Consider the following 15,612-nt stretch of genomic DNA (forward strand, 5'->3'; position numbering starts at 1 on the left):
TCGCTGCGTGGGTAGGGAATGCGGGAATTATCCGCGCGCGCCGGCACAAAGGGAACGGCACAACATGGCGAAACCATCTGGACTCAAAGTCAACACCGGCGCCCAGGACCTGATCAAGCAGCGCTGCTTCGTGCAGACCGTGCGCACCGGCGGCATCACCAGCGCGGCGCGCCTGCTGGGCCTGACGCCCTCGGGAGTGAGCAAGAACATCGCGCGGCTGGAAGCGGAACTCGGCGTGCAGCTGCTGGCGCGCGACAGGCGCAGCATGGCGCCGACCGGGCGCGGCCAGGAAGCCTTCGAAGCCTACGACGCCCTGATCGCCCAGCTCGACCAGATGCAGGAACAATTGGCGGCGCCCGCCGAACTGACGGGGCAGCTGGGGCTGTCGCTGCCGGGCGGCTGCCTGCCCTGGCTGGCGCCGCTGCTGGCGCGCTACCGCGCCGCCCATCCGCTGGTACAGCTGCGCCTGAACGTCAGCGACGTCCACAGCGACCTGGTGCGCGACCGCAACGACCTGGCGCTGCGCTTCGGCCGCCTCAAGGACAGCAGCGTGCGTGCGCTCGGGCTGGCGGCGACGCCGCTGGTGGTGTGCGCCAGTCCCGCCTACCTGGAGCGCGCGGGCGTGCCGCGTCAGCCGGCCGAGCTGGCCGGGCATGAAGGTGTGTTGTTTCGTCTGCCGGAAACCGGCCGTGCGCGGCCGGTGGAGCTGGTGCCGGAATCGGCTTCCTGGCGTGCGGTCGCCGTGATCGACGACGGCCAGTCGCTGGTGCATGCGGCGCTGGCGGGATTCGGCCTGATCCAGGCGCCGCTCCTGCTGGTGGAGGCCGAGCTGGAGGCCGGGCGGCTGGTGGAAGTGCTTGCGGCGCACCGCCCGGCGCCGCTCGAGGTCAATCTGCTGTTTTCAAGCCACGCCTGGCTGCCGGCGCAGACGCGCGCCTTCATCGACCTGGCGCGCCTGCAGTTCGGACTCGGCTGACTTTCTTACTTGGCCTGCTCGGCCAGGCGGCGCAGGACGGCCGGCGACACCGAGTCGGCGCCGTGGTTCATGCGGTACAGCGCCCAGACGTCGTTCGAGGCGGTGAACAGGCCACGGACGGCGTCGACAGCGGCGCGGGCGAAGCTGGTGGCGTGGGTGGTGGTGCGGAGGCTCAGGGTCGACATGGTGTTTTTCCGGGTGCGTTGATCTTGCTTACCAGTATGGGCTCTTTGAGATAGAAATCAAATTGCGATCCATGATGATCGCCATTCATAAATCAACTATCTCGCCCGCCCTTGTTGTTTCGCGATGACATCTTGCAATCGGTAACGATGTATATGAGCAACAAATCTGTATATACGGAAACTTACACCGCAGTTCCGATATACTCACCAATTATCACAGTCATGCGCCCTACTCATGCGCAGACTGCCCACCTGGCCCTGACTCCGCCGGATTCGTTCGCCGATATTGACGCGCAGGAGTCGCCGTGCCCCCGATGCTCCATCATTTTTCCAGTTTCAAGGTCAAACTCTCGGTGCTGGTCACCGGCATGGTGCTGATCGCGGCCGTCGGGGTCGGCGGCATCTCGCTGCTGTTCGCCGACTTCCAGATCGAGCGCATGATCGCCAAGCAGGAGCTGCTGGCCCTGGGCGGCGCCGCGGCCTATATCGACAACGACCTGCGCCACAAGCAGCAGCTGCTGCGCGCCGTCGCCGAAGAAGCGCTGACGCGCGAGCTGGGCCCGCAAGAGATCCAGGCCCTGCTCGAATCGCACGACAGCCTGCGTGACGAATTCGTCAACGTCGCCGCCTACGATGCGCGCGGCGACCGCGTGGCGAGCCTGCGGGACCGCCAGGACAAGTTCATCAACGTCAGCCGGAGGCCCTACTTCCGCCAGACCATGGCCGCGCGCGAGAGCGTGGTGTCCGAGCCCTTTCGCAGCGCCTTGACCAGGCGCCCGGTGGTCTCGGTCACCCAGCCCGTGATCGACCGGCGCGGCAATATCGTCGCCGTCCTGCTGGGCGGGATCGACCTGCTGCGCCCGTCCTTCGCCGCCCAGATCGACGCCCTGCGCGCGGGCGAAGCGGGCTACCTGTTCATCGTCGCGAAAGACGGGACCGTGGTGCACCACCCGAACAAGACCCTGCTGCTGGCCCGTCCCGGCGAGGAAGCCCAGCCGGTGCTGCATGCGGTGCGCGCGGCGCCCGAGGGCTGGCGCACCGACATGGTCGACGGCGGCTCGCGCGCGCTGGTGGCCTGGCGCCGCCTGTCGCACGTGGACTGGACCATCGCGGTGTCGTATCCGCTGCGCAGCGCCTTCGCACCCATGGTCTCGGTGCGCCTGAACTCCTTCGCCGCGGCCGGCCTGTTCACCGTGCTCGCCGGCCTGTTCGGCTGGGCGCTGGTGAAGATCCTGCTCGAGCCGCTCGACAAGCTGCAGCGGAACATCGAGGCGCACGACGCGGGCGCCGCCGGCATCGAGGTGTTCGACACCCAGGAGCGCGACGAATTCGGGCTGCTCAGCCGCGCCCTGTACCGGCTGTCGCGCCACCGCCAGCAGTCGGAACGGACCCTGCAGCGCCAGGCCACCACCGACGTGCTGACCGGCGCCTACAACCGCCGCATGTTCGAGGACTTCCTGCCCGCCGCCCTGGCCAGGAGCGACCGCTCCGGCGAACCGGTGGCCGTCGCCTTCCTCGACATCGATCACTTCAAGGACATCAACGACACCCACGGCCACGCGGCGGGCGACGCGGTGCTGGTCGAGTTCGCGCAGCGGCTGGCGGCGTCGGTGCGCGCCGCCGACACCGTCGCGCGCCTGGCCGGCGACGAGTTCGTGATCGTGTTCGAGCAGCTGCAGGCGGCCGACGAGGCGCACATGATCGGCGCCAAGATCATGGCCGCCATGGCCCCGCCCTTCCACGCCGGCGGCCAGGCCGTGCGCGTTACCGCCAGCATCGGCATCGCCGTGGCCACCCAGGCCACCAGCATGGAGGCGATCATGCGCTCGGCCGACGAGGCCTTGTATGGCGTGAAGGCGGCCGGACGCAATGGCTATGCCGTCAACCTGGCCGGCGCCGGAAAACTCGGCACGGTGCGCCCCAAGCCGCTCAGGCAGGCGGCTTCCTAGGGTCGGGCGGCGTCTGCACAGGCGGCATACCGGCGCGCCGGTAGCGGCAAAACAGGCAGGGCGGGCAGCGCGGGACGGGCGGCGCCAGCGGCAATTCTTGCGCTTTCATCTAGCCTCCTCGGGGTTGGAATTCCGCACTCTGCGGCTTCCCATAATGGCAAGGTCAAGCGGATTATTCAGCGCGCTTTAAGCATGCTTAAGGCCGTCCCCTGGCAAAAACGCCGTGCTATACTCGCCGCACCTATGACCCGCGCATTCAAGACATTCCTGGTGTGGCTCCTGATGGCCGTGCTCCCGCTGCATGCGGTGGCGGCGGGCGCCGGCATGTCCTGCATGCCGCAGCACCAGGCCGCCAAGGTCGAGGCCAAGGCGCAGCACGGCGCCGACCAGGCGCATGCGCACCATGGGCATCACGAGGCAGTCCAGGCGGACGATGTCCCCGAGGCGGATACGCAGACGCATTCGTCCTGCAGCGCCTGTTCCGTCTTCTGCGTCGGGGCGGTCGCCCCGCCTTCGGCGTATATGCCGCTTCTTTCCTTCGACGGCTCCGAATCCGTCGTCGTCACGCCCGCAGCCTTCGCCGCGGGCTTCATTCCGGACGGTCCGCAGCGGCCTCCCCGGCGTCACTCCGCCTGATCGAAGCAGCCAGGGCTTTCGCCCTTCCTGCGCGCACCCGCGTGCTCCCGGCACGCGACCGTTTCCGATTTTGAGGATGCACCATGAAACACACGCTTTGGGCCGCCATCGGCGCCCTGCTGGCCGCGCCGCTGGCCGCACAGCCCCAGCGCGCCGCTGATCCGGCCGATCCCGGCGCCGCCGTGGCGCCGCTCGTGTATGAATCCGTCATCGCCACGCCGCCCGTGCAGGATGCGGCGACACCCGACAAGCGCTGGCGCGCCGCCAACGACACGGTCGGCGGCCAGCCTGGCCACGGCCACGCGCATGGCGCCCCGGCCGCGCCGGCGCCCGTGGATCACAGCAAACACCACCACAGCGAGGGAAAGCGATGAGCGCCCTTTCCACCTTGCCTGTCCCGCGCGCCATCTGCGCGGCGGTGCTGACGCTGGCCCTGGGCGGCTGCGCCAGCTTCTCGAAGGACGGCGGCATGTATGCCGTTTCGGCCCTGACCGCCGAGCGCACCGGCCAGGACGTCCGCCTTCCGGCGGCCGGCGGCGGCGATGAGGCCGCCCAGGCCGAGCTGGCGCGCCTGCTGAAGGAGCCGCTGGGCGCCGACCAGGCGGTGCGCGTCGCCCTGCTCAACAACCGCTCGCTGCGCGCCTCGCTGGCCGGCCTGGGCGTGGCCGAGGCCGACCTGGTGCAGGCCGGCCGAATCGCCAATCCCGGCTTCAGCTTCAGCCGCATGGCCGCCCATGGCGAAACCGAGATCGAACGCAGTGTGATGTTCGACCTGGTCGGCCTGCTGACCATGCCGATCCGGCGCGACATCGAGGCGCGCCGCTTCGAAGGCGCCAAGCTGGTCGCCGCCACCAGCGCGGTGCAGCTGGCCGCCGACACGCGCAAGGCGTATTTCGATGCGGTGGCGGCCAGGCAGTCGGCCGCCTATGCGCAGCAGGTCCACGAAGCGGCCCAGGCCAGCGGCGAGCTGGCCCGGCGCATGGCCCAGGTGGGCAACCTGAGCGGCCTGGACCAGGCGCGCGAACAGGCCTTCTCGGCGGAGGCCGCGGCCCAGCTGGCGCGCGCCCGCCACAACGCCACCGCCGCGCGCGAACGCCTGGCGCGCCTGCTGGGCGTGTGGGGCGAACACACCGCCTTCACCTTGCCTGACCGTCTGCCGGAGCTGCCGGCCGCGCCGCGCGAGGCCGGCAACATCGAAGCGCTCGCCATGCAGCAGCGCCTCGACCTGCGCCTGGCCCAGCTGGAAGCCAAATCGACCGCGCGCGCCCTGGGGCTGACCAAGGCCACCGGCTTCGTCAACGTGCTGGAAGCGGGCTACGTCAATGCCAGCAAGAGCGGCGAACCGCGCGAGACCGGCTACGAGATCGAACTGGCCCTGCCGCTGTTCGACTGGGGCGGCGCGCGCGTGGCCAAGGCCAAGGCGATCTACATGCAATCGGTGCACCGCACCGCCGGCATCGCGGTCAACGCCCGCTCGCAGGTGCGCGAAGCCTATTCCGCCTACCGCACCAGCTTCGACATCGCCAAGCAGCACCGCGACGAACTGGTCCCGCTGCGCAAGAAGATCTCGGAAGAAGTCCTGTTGCGCTACAACGGCATGCTGGTCAGCGTGTTCGAGCTGCTGGCCGACGCGCGCGCCCAGATCGCCGGCGTGAACGCGGCCATCGAGGCCCAGCGCGACTTTTGGGTCGCGGAGACCGACCTCCAGGCCGCTGTCAGCGGCGCCGGCGGATCGACCGTTACCCTCGGCAGCGCCGCTCCGGCACAAGCCGCTCCCGCACATTGAACGAGGACACAGCAATGACTTCCCGTCGCAATTTCTTTACCGGCGCCGCCGCCCTGGTGGGCGCGGGCCTGGTGAGCCGCGCCGGCGCCGCCACCCTGCCGGAAGCGCCGATCATGAACAGCGCGGCCACCCAGCCGCCTCCGCCGCCGCCCAACGGCCGCCCCTACAATCCGGTCGTCACCCTGAACGGCTGGTCCCTGCCCTGGCGCATGAACAATGGCGTCAAGGAGTTCCACCTGACCGCCGAACCCGTGGTGCGCGAGATCGCCCCGGGCATGAAGGCCAACCTGTGGGGCTACAACGGCCAGAGCCCGGGCCCGACCATCGAGGTGGTCGAGGGCGACCGCGTGCGCATCTTCGTCACCAACCGGCTGCCGGAGAACACCAGCATCCACTGGCACGGCCAGCGCCTGCCGAACGGCATGGACGGCGTCACCGGCCTGACCCAGCCGCCGATCGCGCCCGGCAAGACCTTCGTCTACGAATTCGTGGCGCGCCGGCCGGGCACCTTCATGTACCACCCGCATGCGGACGAGATGGTGCAGATGGCGATGGGCATGATGGGCTTCTGGGTCACGCACCCGAAGAACCCGGCCCACCATGCCGTCGATCGCGATTTCGTGTTCCTGCTGGGTTCCTACGACATCGACCCGGGCAGCTACACGCCGAAGGTCAACGAGATGCTGGACTTTAACCTCTGGACCTTCAACAGCCGCGTCTTCCCGGGCATCGACACGATGAACGTGCGCCAGAACGACCGCGTGCGCATCCGTGTCGGCAACCTGACCATGACCAACCACCCGATCCACCTGCACGGCCACGAGTTCGAGGTGACCGGCACGGACGGCGGCTGGACCCGGCCCGAGTCGCGCTGGCCGGAGGTCACCACCGACATCGCGGTGGGCCAGATGCGCGCGATCGAGTTCATCGCCGATGCGCCGGGCGACTGGGCCTTCCACTGCCACAAATCGCACCACACCATGAACGCCATGGGCCACGACGTGCCGAACCTGATCGGGGTCGACCACCGCGGCGTGGCGGAAAAGATCTCGAAGCTGGTCCCGGACTACATGGTCATGGGCGACAAGGGCGGTTCCATGGGCGACATGGAGATGCCGCTGCCGGAAAACACCCTGCCGATGATGACCGGCCAGGGCCCCTTCGGCGGCGTCGAGATGGGCGGCATGTTCACCGTGGTGAAGGTGCGCAAGGACCAGAAGCGCGGCGACTACAGCGATCCGGGCTGGTACAGGCACCCGGCCGGCACCGTCGCCTACGAATGGAAGGGCGAAGCACCGGCGGCCGTGCGCAGTCACGATCACGGTGGCCACGCGATGCCGTCAAAGAATGCCAGGGAAGTCGAGATCAAGGTGCGCAAGCCCGTCGGTCACCATGGCAAGCATTAAGCAGACCAATAACACCGAGACAAACGAAAGGAATCACCATGAAAGCAATCACCCGTATCGCCGCGGCGCTCGTCCTGAGCGCGGCTTGCACCGCCGTCTTCGCCCAGCATGGCGGCCATGACGGCGACGGCCACGCCCGTCCGGCCGCCACGGCCGAACTGGCGGACGGCGAGGTTAAAAAGATCGACAGGGAAACCGGCAAGATCACCCTGCGCCACGGCGAGTTGAAGAACCTGAACATGGCGCCGATGACGATGGTGTTCCGCGTGAAGGACGCAGCGATGTTGGACCAGGTGAAGGCTGGAGACAAGGTTCGCTTCAGCGCCGACCGCGTCAACGGCGCCCTCACCGTAGTCCAGCTCCAGGCTGCGCAGTAAGGATGCAGCATCGGATCCGCCGTCGACTTTCATACAGGAATCGAACGAGCAGCGTCCCGGCCTTGCGCTACCATTGGACCCTACCGACCCGATGAGGAGCAAGCGATGAGCGGATCTGAAATGGCAAATGTGCAGTCGTGTATCGAAGCCTGCCAGGAAGCGCTGCGGGCCTGCCAGGCCTGCGTGGCCGGCGACGTCCGTGACGGCTCGACAGACTGCATACCGGTCAACCTCGACTGCGCCGACATCTGCGCGGCCACGATCAATGCGCTGGCGCGCGGCTCGGCCCACCACGGCGACTTCTGCGCCCTGTGCGCCCACATCTGCCGCGCCTGCGCCGCCAAGTGCGCCCAACATGCGGCCATGCACAAGCACTGCGCGGAATGCCAGGCCGCCTGCGAACGTTGCGCCGCGGAATGCGACAAGCACGCCAGGGAAAAGCACATCTGAGGCCAGGCCCGGAGGTGGCTGTTACTTAGTAGCAGTTATTTACAAATTCGTCTTGGAATCCCGCGCGGACGCGGCGCTAGAATGGGTCATCGTTCCTGATTGTCCCTTACGTCCACGGGGGAGGCTGCCATGAAAACGCAGACCAAAGGCGTCGCGAAACGCCTCGTCATTTCGCTCCTGCTGGCAGCCGGCCTCGGCGGCTGCGTGTATGCGCCGCCCTACTCGGCCTACGATGGCGGCTATGGCTACAGCGGCGGTCCGGCCTACGCCTACCCGCCGGTCAGCCTCGACCTGGGCTTCTCGTACTACGACCGCGGCCCGCGCTACCACGGCGGTGGCCATCATCACTGGCGCGGCCACCACGGACGCGGCCATCATCGCGGATGGGATCGCGGCCGGCACTGAGCTTTCCGTGCCGGCCGGCGATTACGCCTGGCGCTTGATCTGGATGACGCGCGCCGGAGGATGGCGGTAGTTCGCCATCAGCTCCGCCCACTGCGCATCCATCGCATCCATGGCCGCTTCCTTGATGTGGCCATAGCCGCGCACCGCATCCGGCAACTGCGCCAGCTTGAGCGCCGCGTCCTTGTTCTCCGCATTCAGGCCGCTCGCCAGATCGCGCACGAAGCCGAGGTAGCGGTCGCGCATGGCGCGCTCGCGCTTGCGCTCGTAGGTATAGCCGAACACGTCGAAAGCCGTGCCGCGCAAGCCCTTGAAGCGGGCCAGCACGCCGAACACCGGCATCAGCCACGCGCCGAACTGCATCTTGGCCGGCACATCCGATCCCGGCTTGCGGCGTGCCAGCAGCGGCGGCGCCAGGTGGAAGGCCAGCTTGTAGTCGCCGTCGAACTGCGCCGCGATCTGCTCGCGGAACACAGGGTCGGCATGCAGGCGCGCCACTTCGTACTCGTCCTTGTAGGCCATCACCTTGAACAGGTTGCGCGCCACGATCTTGCTGAGCTGCTTGCGCGAACCGGCGCCTTCCAGCGCCGCTTCGCGCTGCTCGACGGCGGCCACGGCTTCCTGGTACAGGCGCGCATAGTCCGCGTTCTGGTAGCGGGTCAGCCAATCGACGCGGAAGGCGACGGTATCGGCCAGGGACTTGGGGGCGCTGAACTGGATGACCTGGGGCGTCTGGGTGAGCCGGTCGAGCGCCTTCTCGTCCGCGGCGGCCAGGCGGCCCAGCATGAAGGCGCGCTTGTTCATGTCGACCGCCACCGCATTCAGTTCGATCGCCCGCATCAATGCGGCCAGGCTCACCGGCACCAGGCCCTGCTGCCAGGCATAGCCCATCAGCAGGATGTTGCTGCCGATGGTGTCGCCCAGGAAGCGCGCCGCGATCTGCTGGGCGTTCAGGCGCAGCAGGTTCGCCTCGCCGGCGGCCTTGCCGAGCTTCTCGAGCAGGCCGTCCTTGTTGATCGTGGCATCGCGCTCGCGGGTGAAGTCGGCGGTCGGGATTTCGTATTCGTTGGCGACCACGCGGGTATGGCCCTCGCGCATCACGGCCAGGCCGTCCGGCATCGCCGCCACCACCAGGTCGCAGGCGAACACCGCGTCCGCCTGGCGCAGGTCGATGCGCACCTGGTGCAGGCGCTCGGGCGAGGACGCCACCCGCACATGCGACAGCACCGCCCCGCCCTTTTGCGCGAAGCCCATGAAGTCCAGGGTCGAGGCGCCCTTGCCTTCCAGGTGGGCCGCCATGGTGATCAGGGCGCCCACGGTGACCACGCCGGTGCCGCCGACGCCGGCCACCAGGATCTCGTAAGGCTTGGCCAGCGCATCCGCCGCCGGCGCCGGATAGGCCGACAGCGCCTGCTCCAGGTCGGCCAGCGACAGCGATACGCCGGCCGGCTTGCGCAGCGATCCGCCCAGCACCGAGACGAAGCTCGGGCAGAAGCCTTCGACGCAGGAGTAATCCTTGTTGCACGAAGACTGCTCGATCTGGCGCTTGCGGCCCAGTTCCGTCTCCAGCGGCAGGATGGACAGGCAGTTGGACTGCACGCCGCAGTCGCCGCAGCCTTCGCACACGGCCGGGTTGATCACCATGCGGCGCGCCGGGTCCGGGAACACGGTCTTGTCCGGCGTGTTCTTCTTGCGGCGGCGGCGCTTTTCGGCGGCGCAGGTCTGGTCGTAGACCAGCACCGTCACGCCGGGAATCTCACGCAGCATGCGCTGGATCGCATCCAGTTCGCCGCGGTGGTGCACGGTGACGCCGGCCGCCAGGCTGACGCCCTCGTAGCGGCCGGGATCGTCCGTCACCACCACGACCTTCTTCGCGCCCTCGCTGCAGACCTGCTGCACGATCTGCGGCACCGACAGGCTGCCGTCCACCGGCTGGCCGCCGGTCATCGCCACGGCGTCGTTGTAGAGGATCTTGTAGGTGATGTCGATGCCGGCCGCGATGGCCTGGCGGATCGCCAGCGAGCCCGAATGGTAGAAGGTGCCGTCGCCCAGGTTCTGGAAGATGTGCTTCTCGCCCACGAAGGGCGCGGAACCGGCCCAGCTGACGCCCTCGCCGCCCATCTGCGACAGGTAGTAGGTGTCGCGCTTCATCCAGGTGGCCATGAAGTGGCAGCCGATGCCGGCCAGGGCGCGGCTGCCTTCCGGCACGCGGGTCGAGGTGTTGTGCGGGCAGCCGGAGCAGAAATACGGCGTGCGGCGGATGCCGTCCGCGCTGTTCGATGGCAGCTCTGCGGCGCAGAAAGCCGGCAGCATGCGCGCCAGCTCCAGCTGCGGGAAGCGCGGCGCCAGCCAGCGCACCAGCACCGGGGCGATGCGCGAGGGACGCAGTTCGCCCAGGGCCGACAGCAGGGGCTGCCCCTCGGGGTCGGTCTTGCCGATCACGCTGGGTCGCTGCCCCGCCGGCAGGTTGTAGAACAGGTTCTTGACCTGCTGTTCGATGACCGGGCCCTTCTCTTCCACCACCAGGATCTCGTCCAGGCCGGCGGCGAAGGCCGCCAGGCGGGTGTGCTCGAGCGGATAGGTCAGGCCCGGCTTGTACAGGCGCACGCCCAGGGCTTCCAGCTTCTCCAGGCTCAGGCCCATGCGCTCCAGCGCTTCCAGCAGGTCGAGCCAGGCCTTGCCGGCGCTGATGATGCCGATCCTGGCCTGCGGCGCAGGCACCGCCAGGCGGTCGATCGAGTTGGCGCGGGCGAAAGCCTGCACCGCCTCCAGCTTGGCGGCCACGCGCTGCTCCAGCGCCAGGCCCGGCAAATCGGGCCAGCGGTTGTGCAGGCCGTCCGGCGGCGGCGCGTAGTCGGTCGGCGCGACGAAGCGCGGCATGGCGGGCAGCTCGACCACCGCGCCGCCTTCCACCGTCTCGGAAATCGCCTTGAAGCCGCACCAGGCGCCGGTGTAGCGCGACAGGGCCCAGCCGTACAGGCCGAACTCCAGGTATTCCTGGATGTTGGCGGGATTAATCACCGGCATTCCCCAGGCCATCAGCGCCTGTTCGCTCTGGTGCGGCATGGACGAGGACACGCAGCCGTGGTCGTCGCCCAGGATGACCAGCACGCCGCCGTGCGGCGAGGAGCCGTAGACATGGCCGTGCTTGAGGGCGTCGCCGGCGCGGTCCACGCCCGGCCCTTTGCCGTACCACATGGCGAACACGCCGTCGACCTTGCGGGTCGGGTTGGCCTCGACCTGCTGCGAGCCCATCACCGCGGTCGCGCCCAGCTCTTCGTTGATCGCGGGGAGGAATTCGACCTTGTGCTGTTCCAGCAGCTTGCGGGCGCGCCACAGCTCCTGGTCGACCGCGCCCAGCGGCGAGCCGCGGTAGCCGCTGACGAAGCCGGCGGTGTTCAGCTGCTGCGCTTCGTCGCAGCGTTTCTGCATGCACAGCAGGCGCACCAGGGCCTGGGTGCCGGTCAGGAACACCCGGCCCTGCTGGCGGGTCAGGTTGTCGGTGAGCGCATAGTCCGGGTCTGCCAGCCGGATCGGCGCAGAGGTCTCCATCGTCGTGTCCATGTTTTCTTATTGTGTGAGTCGAAAAGATGACAGAAGGATATGCCGCACGGGGCGAAATATTTTTTCTATCTTTTCGGTTTTCAGTACTAGAATTGCAAAAACATTTCTAGAACTGGCCTCAAATATGAAAAACGTGTCGATGGATCACGCATCGATGAAAATCCTGTGCGAATTGCAGAAGAACGGCAGGATTTCCTCGAACGAGTTGGCGGAGAAGGTGGGCATGTCGGCCAGCCCCTGCTGGCGCCGCCAGAAGGACCTGGAAGAGAACGGCGTCATCCTGCGCTACACCGCCCTGCTCGACCGCCGCAAGCTGGGGCTGGCGGTGGTCTGCCTGCTGCACGTCTCGCTGCTGCGCCATGCGGAAGGGGTGGTCGAGCAGTTCGAGGAAGCGATGCGCCTGCGCCCGGAAGTCGTCGAGTGCTACGAGACCACGGGCAATTCGGACTACCTGGTCAAGGTGGTGGTGGCCGACATGGACGCCTACCACGACTTCCTGCACAACGTGATGGTGAAGCTGAACGGCGTCTCGCAGGTGAATACCAGCGTGGCGCTGCGCGAGGTGAAGTACGAGACCGCGCTGCCGCTCTAGCGGTCAGCGCTCGCGCACCAGCTTGAACTGGATGGCGCGCCGGTTGTAGTCGGCGATCGACTGCTTGACGTAGCGGGTCAGCGCCTCGCCGGTGAGCGAGAACGGATACAGGCCCGCCTCCTGGCGCATGCGGGCGAAGTCGGGACGCGTTTCCATGTGGGCGAAGGCCGCGACCCAGCGCCGGTAATCGGCGTCAGGCACGTCCGGCCCCATCCACACGCCGCGGATCACCGGCCACACCACGTCGTAGCCCTGCTCGCGCGCGGTCGGCACGCTGGCCAGGATGCCCGGCAGGCGCTGCTCGGACAGCACCGCCAGAACCCTCACCTGGCCGCGGCTGGCGTACAGCAGGGCTTCGGAGGTGTCGCCCGAAATCGCCTGGACGTGGCCGGCCTGCATGGCGACGAATTGCTCGCCGCCGCCTTCCAGGGCCACGAAACGCAGCTTGCGCGGCTCGACGCCGGCCTGCTGGACCAGCAGCGCCATCTTCATCCAGTCCTGGCTGCCGATGGTGCCGGACATGCCGACCAGCACGCGGCGCGGATCGCGCTTGAGCGCCTTGAGCAGTTCGCCCAGCGAGCGGTACGGAGAGCCGGCAGGCACGGCGATCATGCCGTAGTCGGTGCCGAAGGCCGCGACCCAGCGCACGTCGTCGGCGCTGGCCTTGCCGAATTTGCCGCGCGCCAGGTTCAGCACCGAGCCGCCGGAAAACGCGACCAGGGTGTTCGGCTCGCTGCGGCGCTGCGAGACCAGGGTATGCCAGGCCACGGCGCCCACCCCGCCCGGCATGTAGCTCAGCTTCAGTGCGGGCGCGCCCGGTTCGCCGGGCAAGGCATGCTGGGCCAGCTTGCAGGTCAGGTCCATGGCGCCGCCCGGCTTGGACGGCACCAGGCATTCGGCGGCGGCCGGCTGCCTGGCCTGGGCCTGCCAGCAGGCGGCCGCCAGAAGCGGTAACAGGAGGGTGCGCAGCATCTTCATGGGCTCATCATAGCGCGTGGCGGCCGAGTGTACAGCGGCCAGGCTTTCAGTTCGCTTTCAGGCTTCCCGGACGTTGTGGAAATCCCTTATCGGCCCGCCGGAGGCCCCGGCGCGCGGATTTTGCGCTTACACTGGCGCGATGAGAATCCTGCTAGTCGAAGACCACGTCGAGCTGCAGCACTGGGTATCCAAGGCCCTGCGCGACGCCAACCTCACCGTCGAATGCGCGGCCACGGGCGCCGACGCCGACGCCCTGCTGCACACCCAGGACTACGCCCTGGTGATCCTGGACCTGACCCTGCCCAAGATGGACGGGCTGGACGTGCTGCGCCGCCTGCGCGCGCGCGGCGGCGCGCGCGGCGGCACGCCGGTGCTGATCCTGACCGCGCGCGGCGGCCTGGAGGAAAAGGTGCAGGGCCTGAACCTGGGCGCCGACGACTACCTGGCCAAGCCCTTCGAACTGGCGGAGCTGGAGGCGCGCGTCAAGGCGCTGCTGCGGCGCCGCTTCGGCGGCGGCGGCAACGAGAACCTGGTGCAGCGCTGCGGCGGCCTCAGTTTCGACACCGTCTCGCGCATGTTCCACTACTGCGGCGAGCCCTTGGCCCTGACGCCGCGCGAGCATGCCGTGCTGGAAGCGCTGATCGCACGCCCGGGGCGCGCTCTCTCGAAAGACAAGCTGTTCGACGAAGTCTTCGCCCTGGTCGACGACGCCAACGTCGACGCCATCGAGCTCTACATCCACCGCATCCGCAAGAAGCTGGAGCGCCGCGCCGACGGCAACGCCGCGATCGTGACCTTGCGCGGCATCGGCTACCTGCTGCAGGAGCGCCAGGCTTGAGAAAGGCGCCCGGCAGCCTGCGCAACCAGCTGCTGCGCTGGCTGATCCTGCCGCTGGTGGCGCTGGTCGCCGTCAATGCCGTGTCGCTCTACCGCGACGCGCTGGAGGCCGGCGACATCGCCTACGACCGTTCCCTGCTGGCCTCCACCCGCGCCCTCGCCGAGCGGGTCTCGGTACGCGGCGGCAAGGTGGTGGCCGACGTGCCCTACGTCGCCCTGGACAGCTTCGAGACCGACACCCTGGGCCGCATCTACTACAAGGTCACCGGGCCGAACGGGGAAACCGTCTCCGGCTACGACGACCTGCCGCCGGTGCCGGAGGGCGTGCCGCGCTCCGACCTCTACCCTGCCCTGGTGCGCTTCTACCATGCCGAGTACAACGGCGAACCGGTGCGCATCGCGGCCCTGCACCAGCCGGTGTTCGACGATTCGATGCGCGGCATCGCCCTGATCCAGGTGGGCGAGACGCTCGACGCCCGGCGCGCGCTGTCGCGCCGGATCCTGCTCAATACGCTGTGGCGCCAGGCCCTGCTGGTACTGGCGGTGGCGACCCTGGTGTGGTTCGCGGTGCGCCTGGTGCTGCGCCCCCTCATGGCGCTCAAGACCGAGGTCGAGACGCGTTCGCTGTCCGACCTGTCCGATGTCGATCCGGCCCTGGTGCACAAGGAAGTGCGGCCGCTGGTGACGGCCATGAACGGCGCCATGACGCGCATGCAGAACCTGATCGCCAGCCAGCGCCGCTTCATCGCCGACGCTTCGCACCAGCTGCGCACGCCGCTCACGGTGCTCAAGACCCAGGCCGAGCTGGCCCTGCGCGAGGACGATCCGGCCGCCATGCGCGCCATCGTGCGCTCGATCGCCGGCACCACCGATTCCGCCATCCACCTGGCCAACCGCCTCCTGACCCTGGCCCGCATCGAGCATGGCAGCGGGAGCGTGGCCAGCGTCCCCGTTTCGCTGGCGGCCGTGGCCGGCCAGGTCGGGCTGGAGCTGGCGCCGCTGGCGGTGCAGAAAGGGATCGACCTGGCGCTGGAGGCCGAGGATGGCGCCGACACCACCGTCCATGGACAGGAACTCCTGCTGCACGAGCTGGTGTCCAACCTGGCCGACAACGCCATCCGCTACACGCCGCCAGGAGGAAGCGTGCAGCTGCGCGTGGCGCGGACGGAGACCGGCGTCCTGCTAGAGGTGACCGACAGCGGGCCGGGCATCCTTGACGCCGAAATGGAAAAGGTCTTCATGCCCTTCTACCGCGCCCAGGCAAGCCTGGAGGCCAACCCCGGCGGCACCGGCCTGGGCCTGGCCATCGTGCGCGACATCGCCACCATGCACGGCGCCACCCTGGCGCTCGAACGCGCCCCCCACTCCCACGGCCTGAAAGTCAGCGTCCTGTTTTTTCGCCGCACTGAAAGCTAACTGAAAGCCAGCCCCGCCTATAGTTGGCGCAACAAGGCCGGGACTGCGCCGAACCATT

15 protein-coding genes are annotated in these 15,612 nt (G+C 68.4%); 12 read left to right on the forward strand and 3 right to left on the reverse strand.

The window, feature by feature from the left end:
• Positions 1-64 precede the first annotated feature (64 nt).
• Complete coding sequence (locus J8847_RS05485; protein WP_211523677.1) at positions 65-976, forward strand: LysR family transcriptional regulator; 912 nt, start codon at positions 65-67, stop codon at positions 974-976.
• Between the two features lie 5 nt (positions 977-981).
• Here J8847_RS05485 and J8847_RS05490 read toward each other — a convergent pair whose 3' ends face one another.
• Entirely contained in the window at positions 982-1,161 is a 180-nt protein-coding gene (locus J8847_RS05490; RefSeq protein ID WP_211523678.1) for a hypothetical protein, read from the reverse strand.
• A 314-nt stretch (positions 1,162-1,475) separates the two neighbouring features.
• Here J8847_RS05490 and J8847_RS05495 point away from each other — a divergent pair, with 314 nt between their 5' ends.
• The 8 genes from J8847_RS05495 (at position 1,476) to J8847_RS05530 (ending at position 8,170) form a co-directional block, all read left to right on the forward strand.
• Complete coding sequence (locus tag J8847_RS05495; RefSeq protein WP_211523777.1) at positions 1,476-3,110, forward strand: sensor domain-containing diguanylate cyclase; 1,635 nt, start codon at positions 1,476-1,478, stop codon at positions 3,108-3,110.
• 243 nt (positions 3,111-3,353) lie between these two features.
• Positions 3,354-3,746 (forward strand): hypothetical protein, encoded by a 393-nt coding sequence (locus J8847_RS05500; protein WP_211523679.1) that lies wholly within the window; start codon positions 3,354-3,356, stop codon positions 3,744-3,746.
• An 83-nt stretch (positions 3,747-3,829) separates the two neighbouring features.
• Positions 3,830-4,120, forward strand: coding sequence for a hypothetical protein (locus J8847_RS05505; protein ID WP_211523680.1), 291 nt, complete (start codon positions 3,830-3,832; stop codon positions 4,118-4,120).
• Positions 4,117-5,532, forward strand: a complete 1,416-nt coding sequence (locus J8847_RS05510; RefSeq protein ID WP_211523681.1) for a TolC family protein — start codon at positions 4,117-4,119, stop codon at positions 5,530-5,532. Before J8847_RS05505 ends, J8847_RS05510 begins: the two co-directional genes overlap by 4 nt.
• 14 nt (positions 5,533-5,546) lie before the next feature.
• Complete coding sequence (locus J8847_RS05515; RefSeq protein WP_211523682.1) at positions 5,547-6,938, forward strand: multicopper oxidase family protein; 1,392 nt, start codon at positions 5,547-5,549, stop codon at positions 6,936-6,938.
• Between the two features lie 38 nt (positions 6,939-6,976).
• A complete protein-coding gene (locus tag J8847_RS05520; protein WP_211523683.1) occupies positions 6,977-7,315 on the forward strand; it encodes a copper-binding protein in 339 nt (112 codons plus the stop codon).
• Between the two features lie 120 nt (positions 7,316-7,435).
• The gene (locus J8847_RS05525; protein ID WP_211523684.1) at positions 7,436-7,765 is read left to right on the forward strand and encodes a four-helix bundle copper-binding protein; all 330 of its coding nucleotides are present in this window, start codon (positions 7,436-7,438) and stop codon (positions 7,763-7,765) included.
• Positions 7,766-7,894: 129 nt separating this feature from the next.
• Positions 7,895-8,170: a hypothetical protein gene (locus J8847_RS05530; protein ID WP_211523685.1), complete on the forward strand. Its 276-nt coding sequence runs from the start codon at positions 7,895-7,897 to the stop codon at positions 8,168-8,170.
• Positions 8,171-8,191: 21 nt separating this feature from the next.
• Here J8847_RS05530 and J8847_RS05535 read toward each other — a convergent pair whose 3' ends face one another.
• On the reverse strand, positions 8,192-11,731 hold the full coding sequence (locus J8847_RS05535; protein WP_229512530.1) for an indolepyruvate ferredoxin oxidoreductase family protein: 3,540 nt from the start codon (positions 11,729-11,731) through the stop codon (positions 8,192-8,194).
• Between the two features lie 124 nt (positions 11,732-11,855).
• Between J8847_RS05535 and J8847_RS05540 the strand changes: the two genes are divergently transcribed.
• Entirely contained in the window at positions 11,856-12,323 is a 468-nt protein-coding gene (locus tag J8847_RS05540; protein WP_211523686.1) for an Lrp/AsnC family transcriptional regulator, read from the forward strand.
• A gap of 3 nt (positions 12,324-12,326) precedes the next feature.
• On the opposite strand, the gene J8847_RS05545 is transcribed toward J8847_RS05540, so the two are convergent.
• Complete coding sequence (locus tag J8847_RS05545; protein WP_211523687.1) at positions 12,327-13,301, reverse strand: tripartite tricarboxylate transporter substrate binding protein; 975 nt, start codon at positions 13,299-13,301, stop codon at positions 12,327-12,329.
• 139 nt (positions 13,302-13,440) lie between these two features.
• On the opposite strand from J8847_RS05545, the gene J8847_RS05550 reads away from it, so the two are divergent.
• Both J8847_RS05550 and J8847_RS05555 read left to right on the forward strand, forming a co-directional pair.
• On the forward strand, positions 13,441-14,139 hold the full coding sequence (locus tag J8847_RS05550) for a response regulator (protein WP_211523688.1): 699 nt from the start codon (positions 13,441-13,443) through the stop codon (positions 14,137-14,139).
• Positions 14,136-15,554, forward strand: a complete 1,419-nt coding sequence (locus J8847_RS05555; protein ID WP_211523689.1) for a sensor histidine kinase — start codon at positions 14,136-14,138, stop codon at positions 15,552-15,554. Before J8847_RS05550 ends, J8847_RS05555 begins: the two co-directional genes overlap by 4 nt.
• Positions 15,555-15,612: the final 58 nt, after the last annotated feature.

Origin of the sequence: Massilia sp. AB1, assembly GCF_018119385.1 — a bacterium.
Taxonomy (GTDB): domain Bacteria; phylum Pseudomonadota; class Gammaproteobacteria; order Burkholderiales; family Burkholderiaceae_D; genus Telluria.

Bases quoted from the DNA above. Each gene is read 5' to 3' on its own strand.
- J8847_RS05485 (WP_211523677.1), top strand. From the start codon at position 65: ATGGCGAAACCATCTGGACTCAAAGTCAACACCGGCGCCCAGGACCTG.
- J8847_RS05490 (WP_211523678.1), bottom strand. From the start codon at position 1,161: ATGTCGACCCTGAGCCTCCGCACCACCACCCACGCCACCAGCTTCGCC.
- J8847_RS05495 (WP_211523777.1), top strand. From the start codon at position 1,476: ATGCTCCATCATTTTTCCAGTTTCAAGGTCAAACTCTCGGTGCTGGTC.
- J8847_RS05500 (WP_211523679.1), top strand. From the start codon at position 3,354: ATGACCCGCGCATTCAAGACATTCCTGGTGTGGCTCCTGATGGCCGTG.
- J8847_RS05505 (WP_211523680.1), top strand. From the start codon at position 3,830: ATGAAACACACGCTTTGGGCCGCCATCGGCGCCCTGCTGGCCGCGCCG.
- J8847_RS05510 (WP_211523681.1), top strand. From the start codon at position 4,117: ATGAGCGCCCTTTCCACCTTGCCTGTCCCGCGCGCCATCTGCGCGGCG.
- J8847_RS05515 (WP_211523682.1), top strand. From the start codon at position 5,547: ATGACTTCCCGTCGCAATTTCTTTACCGGCGCCGCCGCCCTGGTGGGC.
- J8847_RS05520 (WP_211523683.1), top strand. From the start codon at position 6,977: ATGAAAGCAATCACCCGTATCGCCGCGGCGCTCGTCCTGAGCGCGGCT.
- J8847_RS05525 (WP_211523684.1), top strand. From the start codon at position 7,436: ATGGCAAATGTGCAGTCGTGTATCGAAGCCTGCCAGGAAGCGCTGCGG.
- J8847_RS05530 (WP_211523685.1), top strand. From the start codon at position 7,895: ATGAAAACGCAGACCAAAGGCGTCGCGAAACGCCTCGTCATTTCGCTC.
- J8847_RS05535 (WP_229512530.1), bottom strand. From the start codon at position 11,731: ATGGACACGACGATGGAGACCTCTGCGCCGATCCGGCTGGCAGACCCG.
- J8847_RS05540 (WP_211523686.1), top strand. From the start codon at position 11,856: ATGAAAAACGTGTCGATGGATCACGCATCGATGAAAATCCTGTGCGAA.
- J8847_RS05545 (WP_211523687.1), bottom strand. From the start codon at position 13,301: ATGAAGATGCTGCGCACCCTCCTGTTACCGCTTCTGGCGGCCGCCTGC.
- J8847_RS05550 (WP_211523688.1), top strand. From the start codon at position 13,441: ATGAGAATCCTGCTAGTCGAAGACCACGTCGAGCTGCAGCACTGGGTA.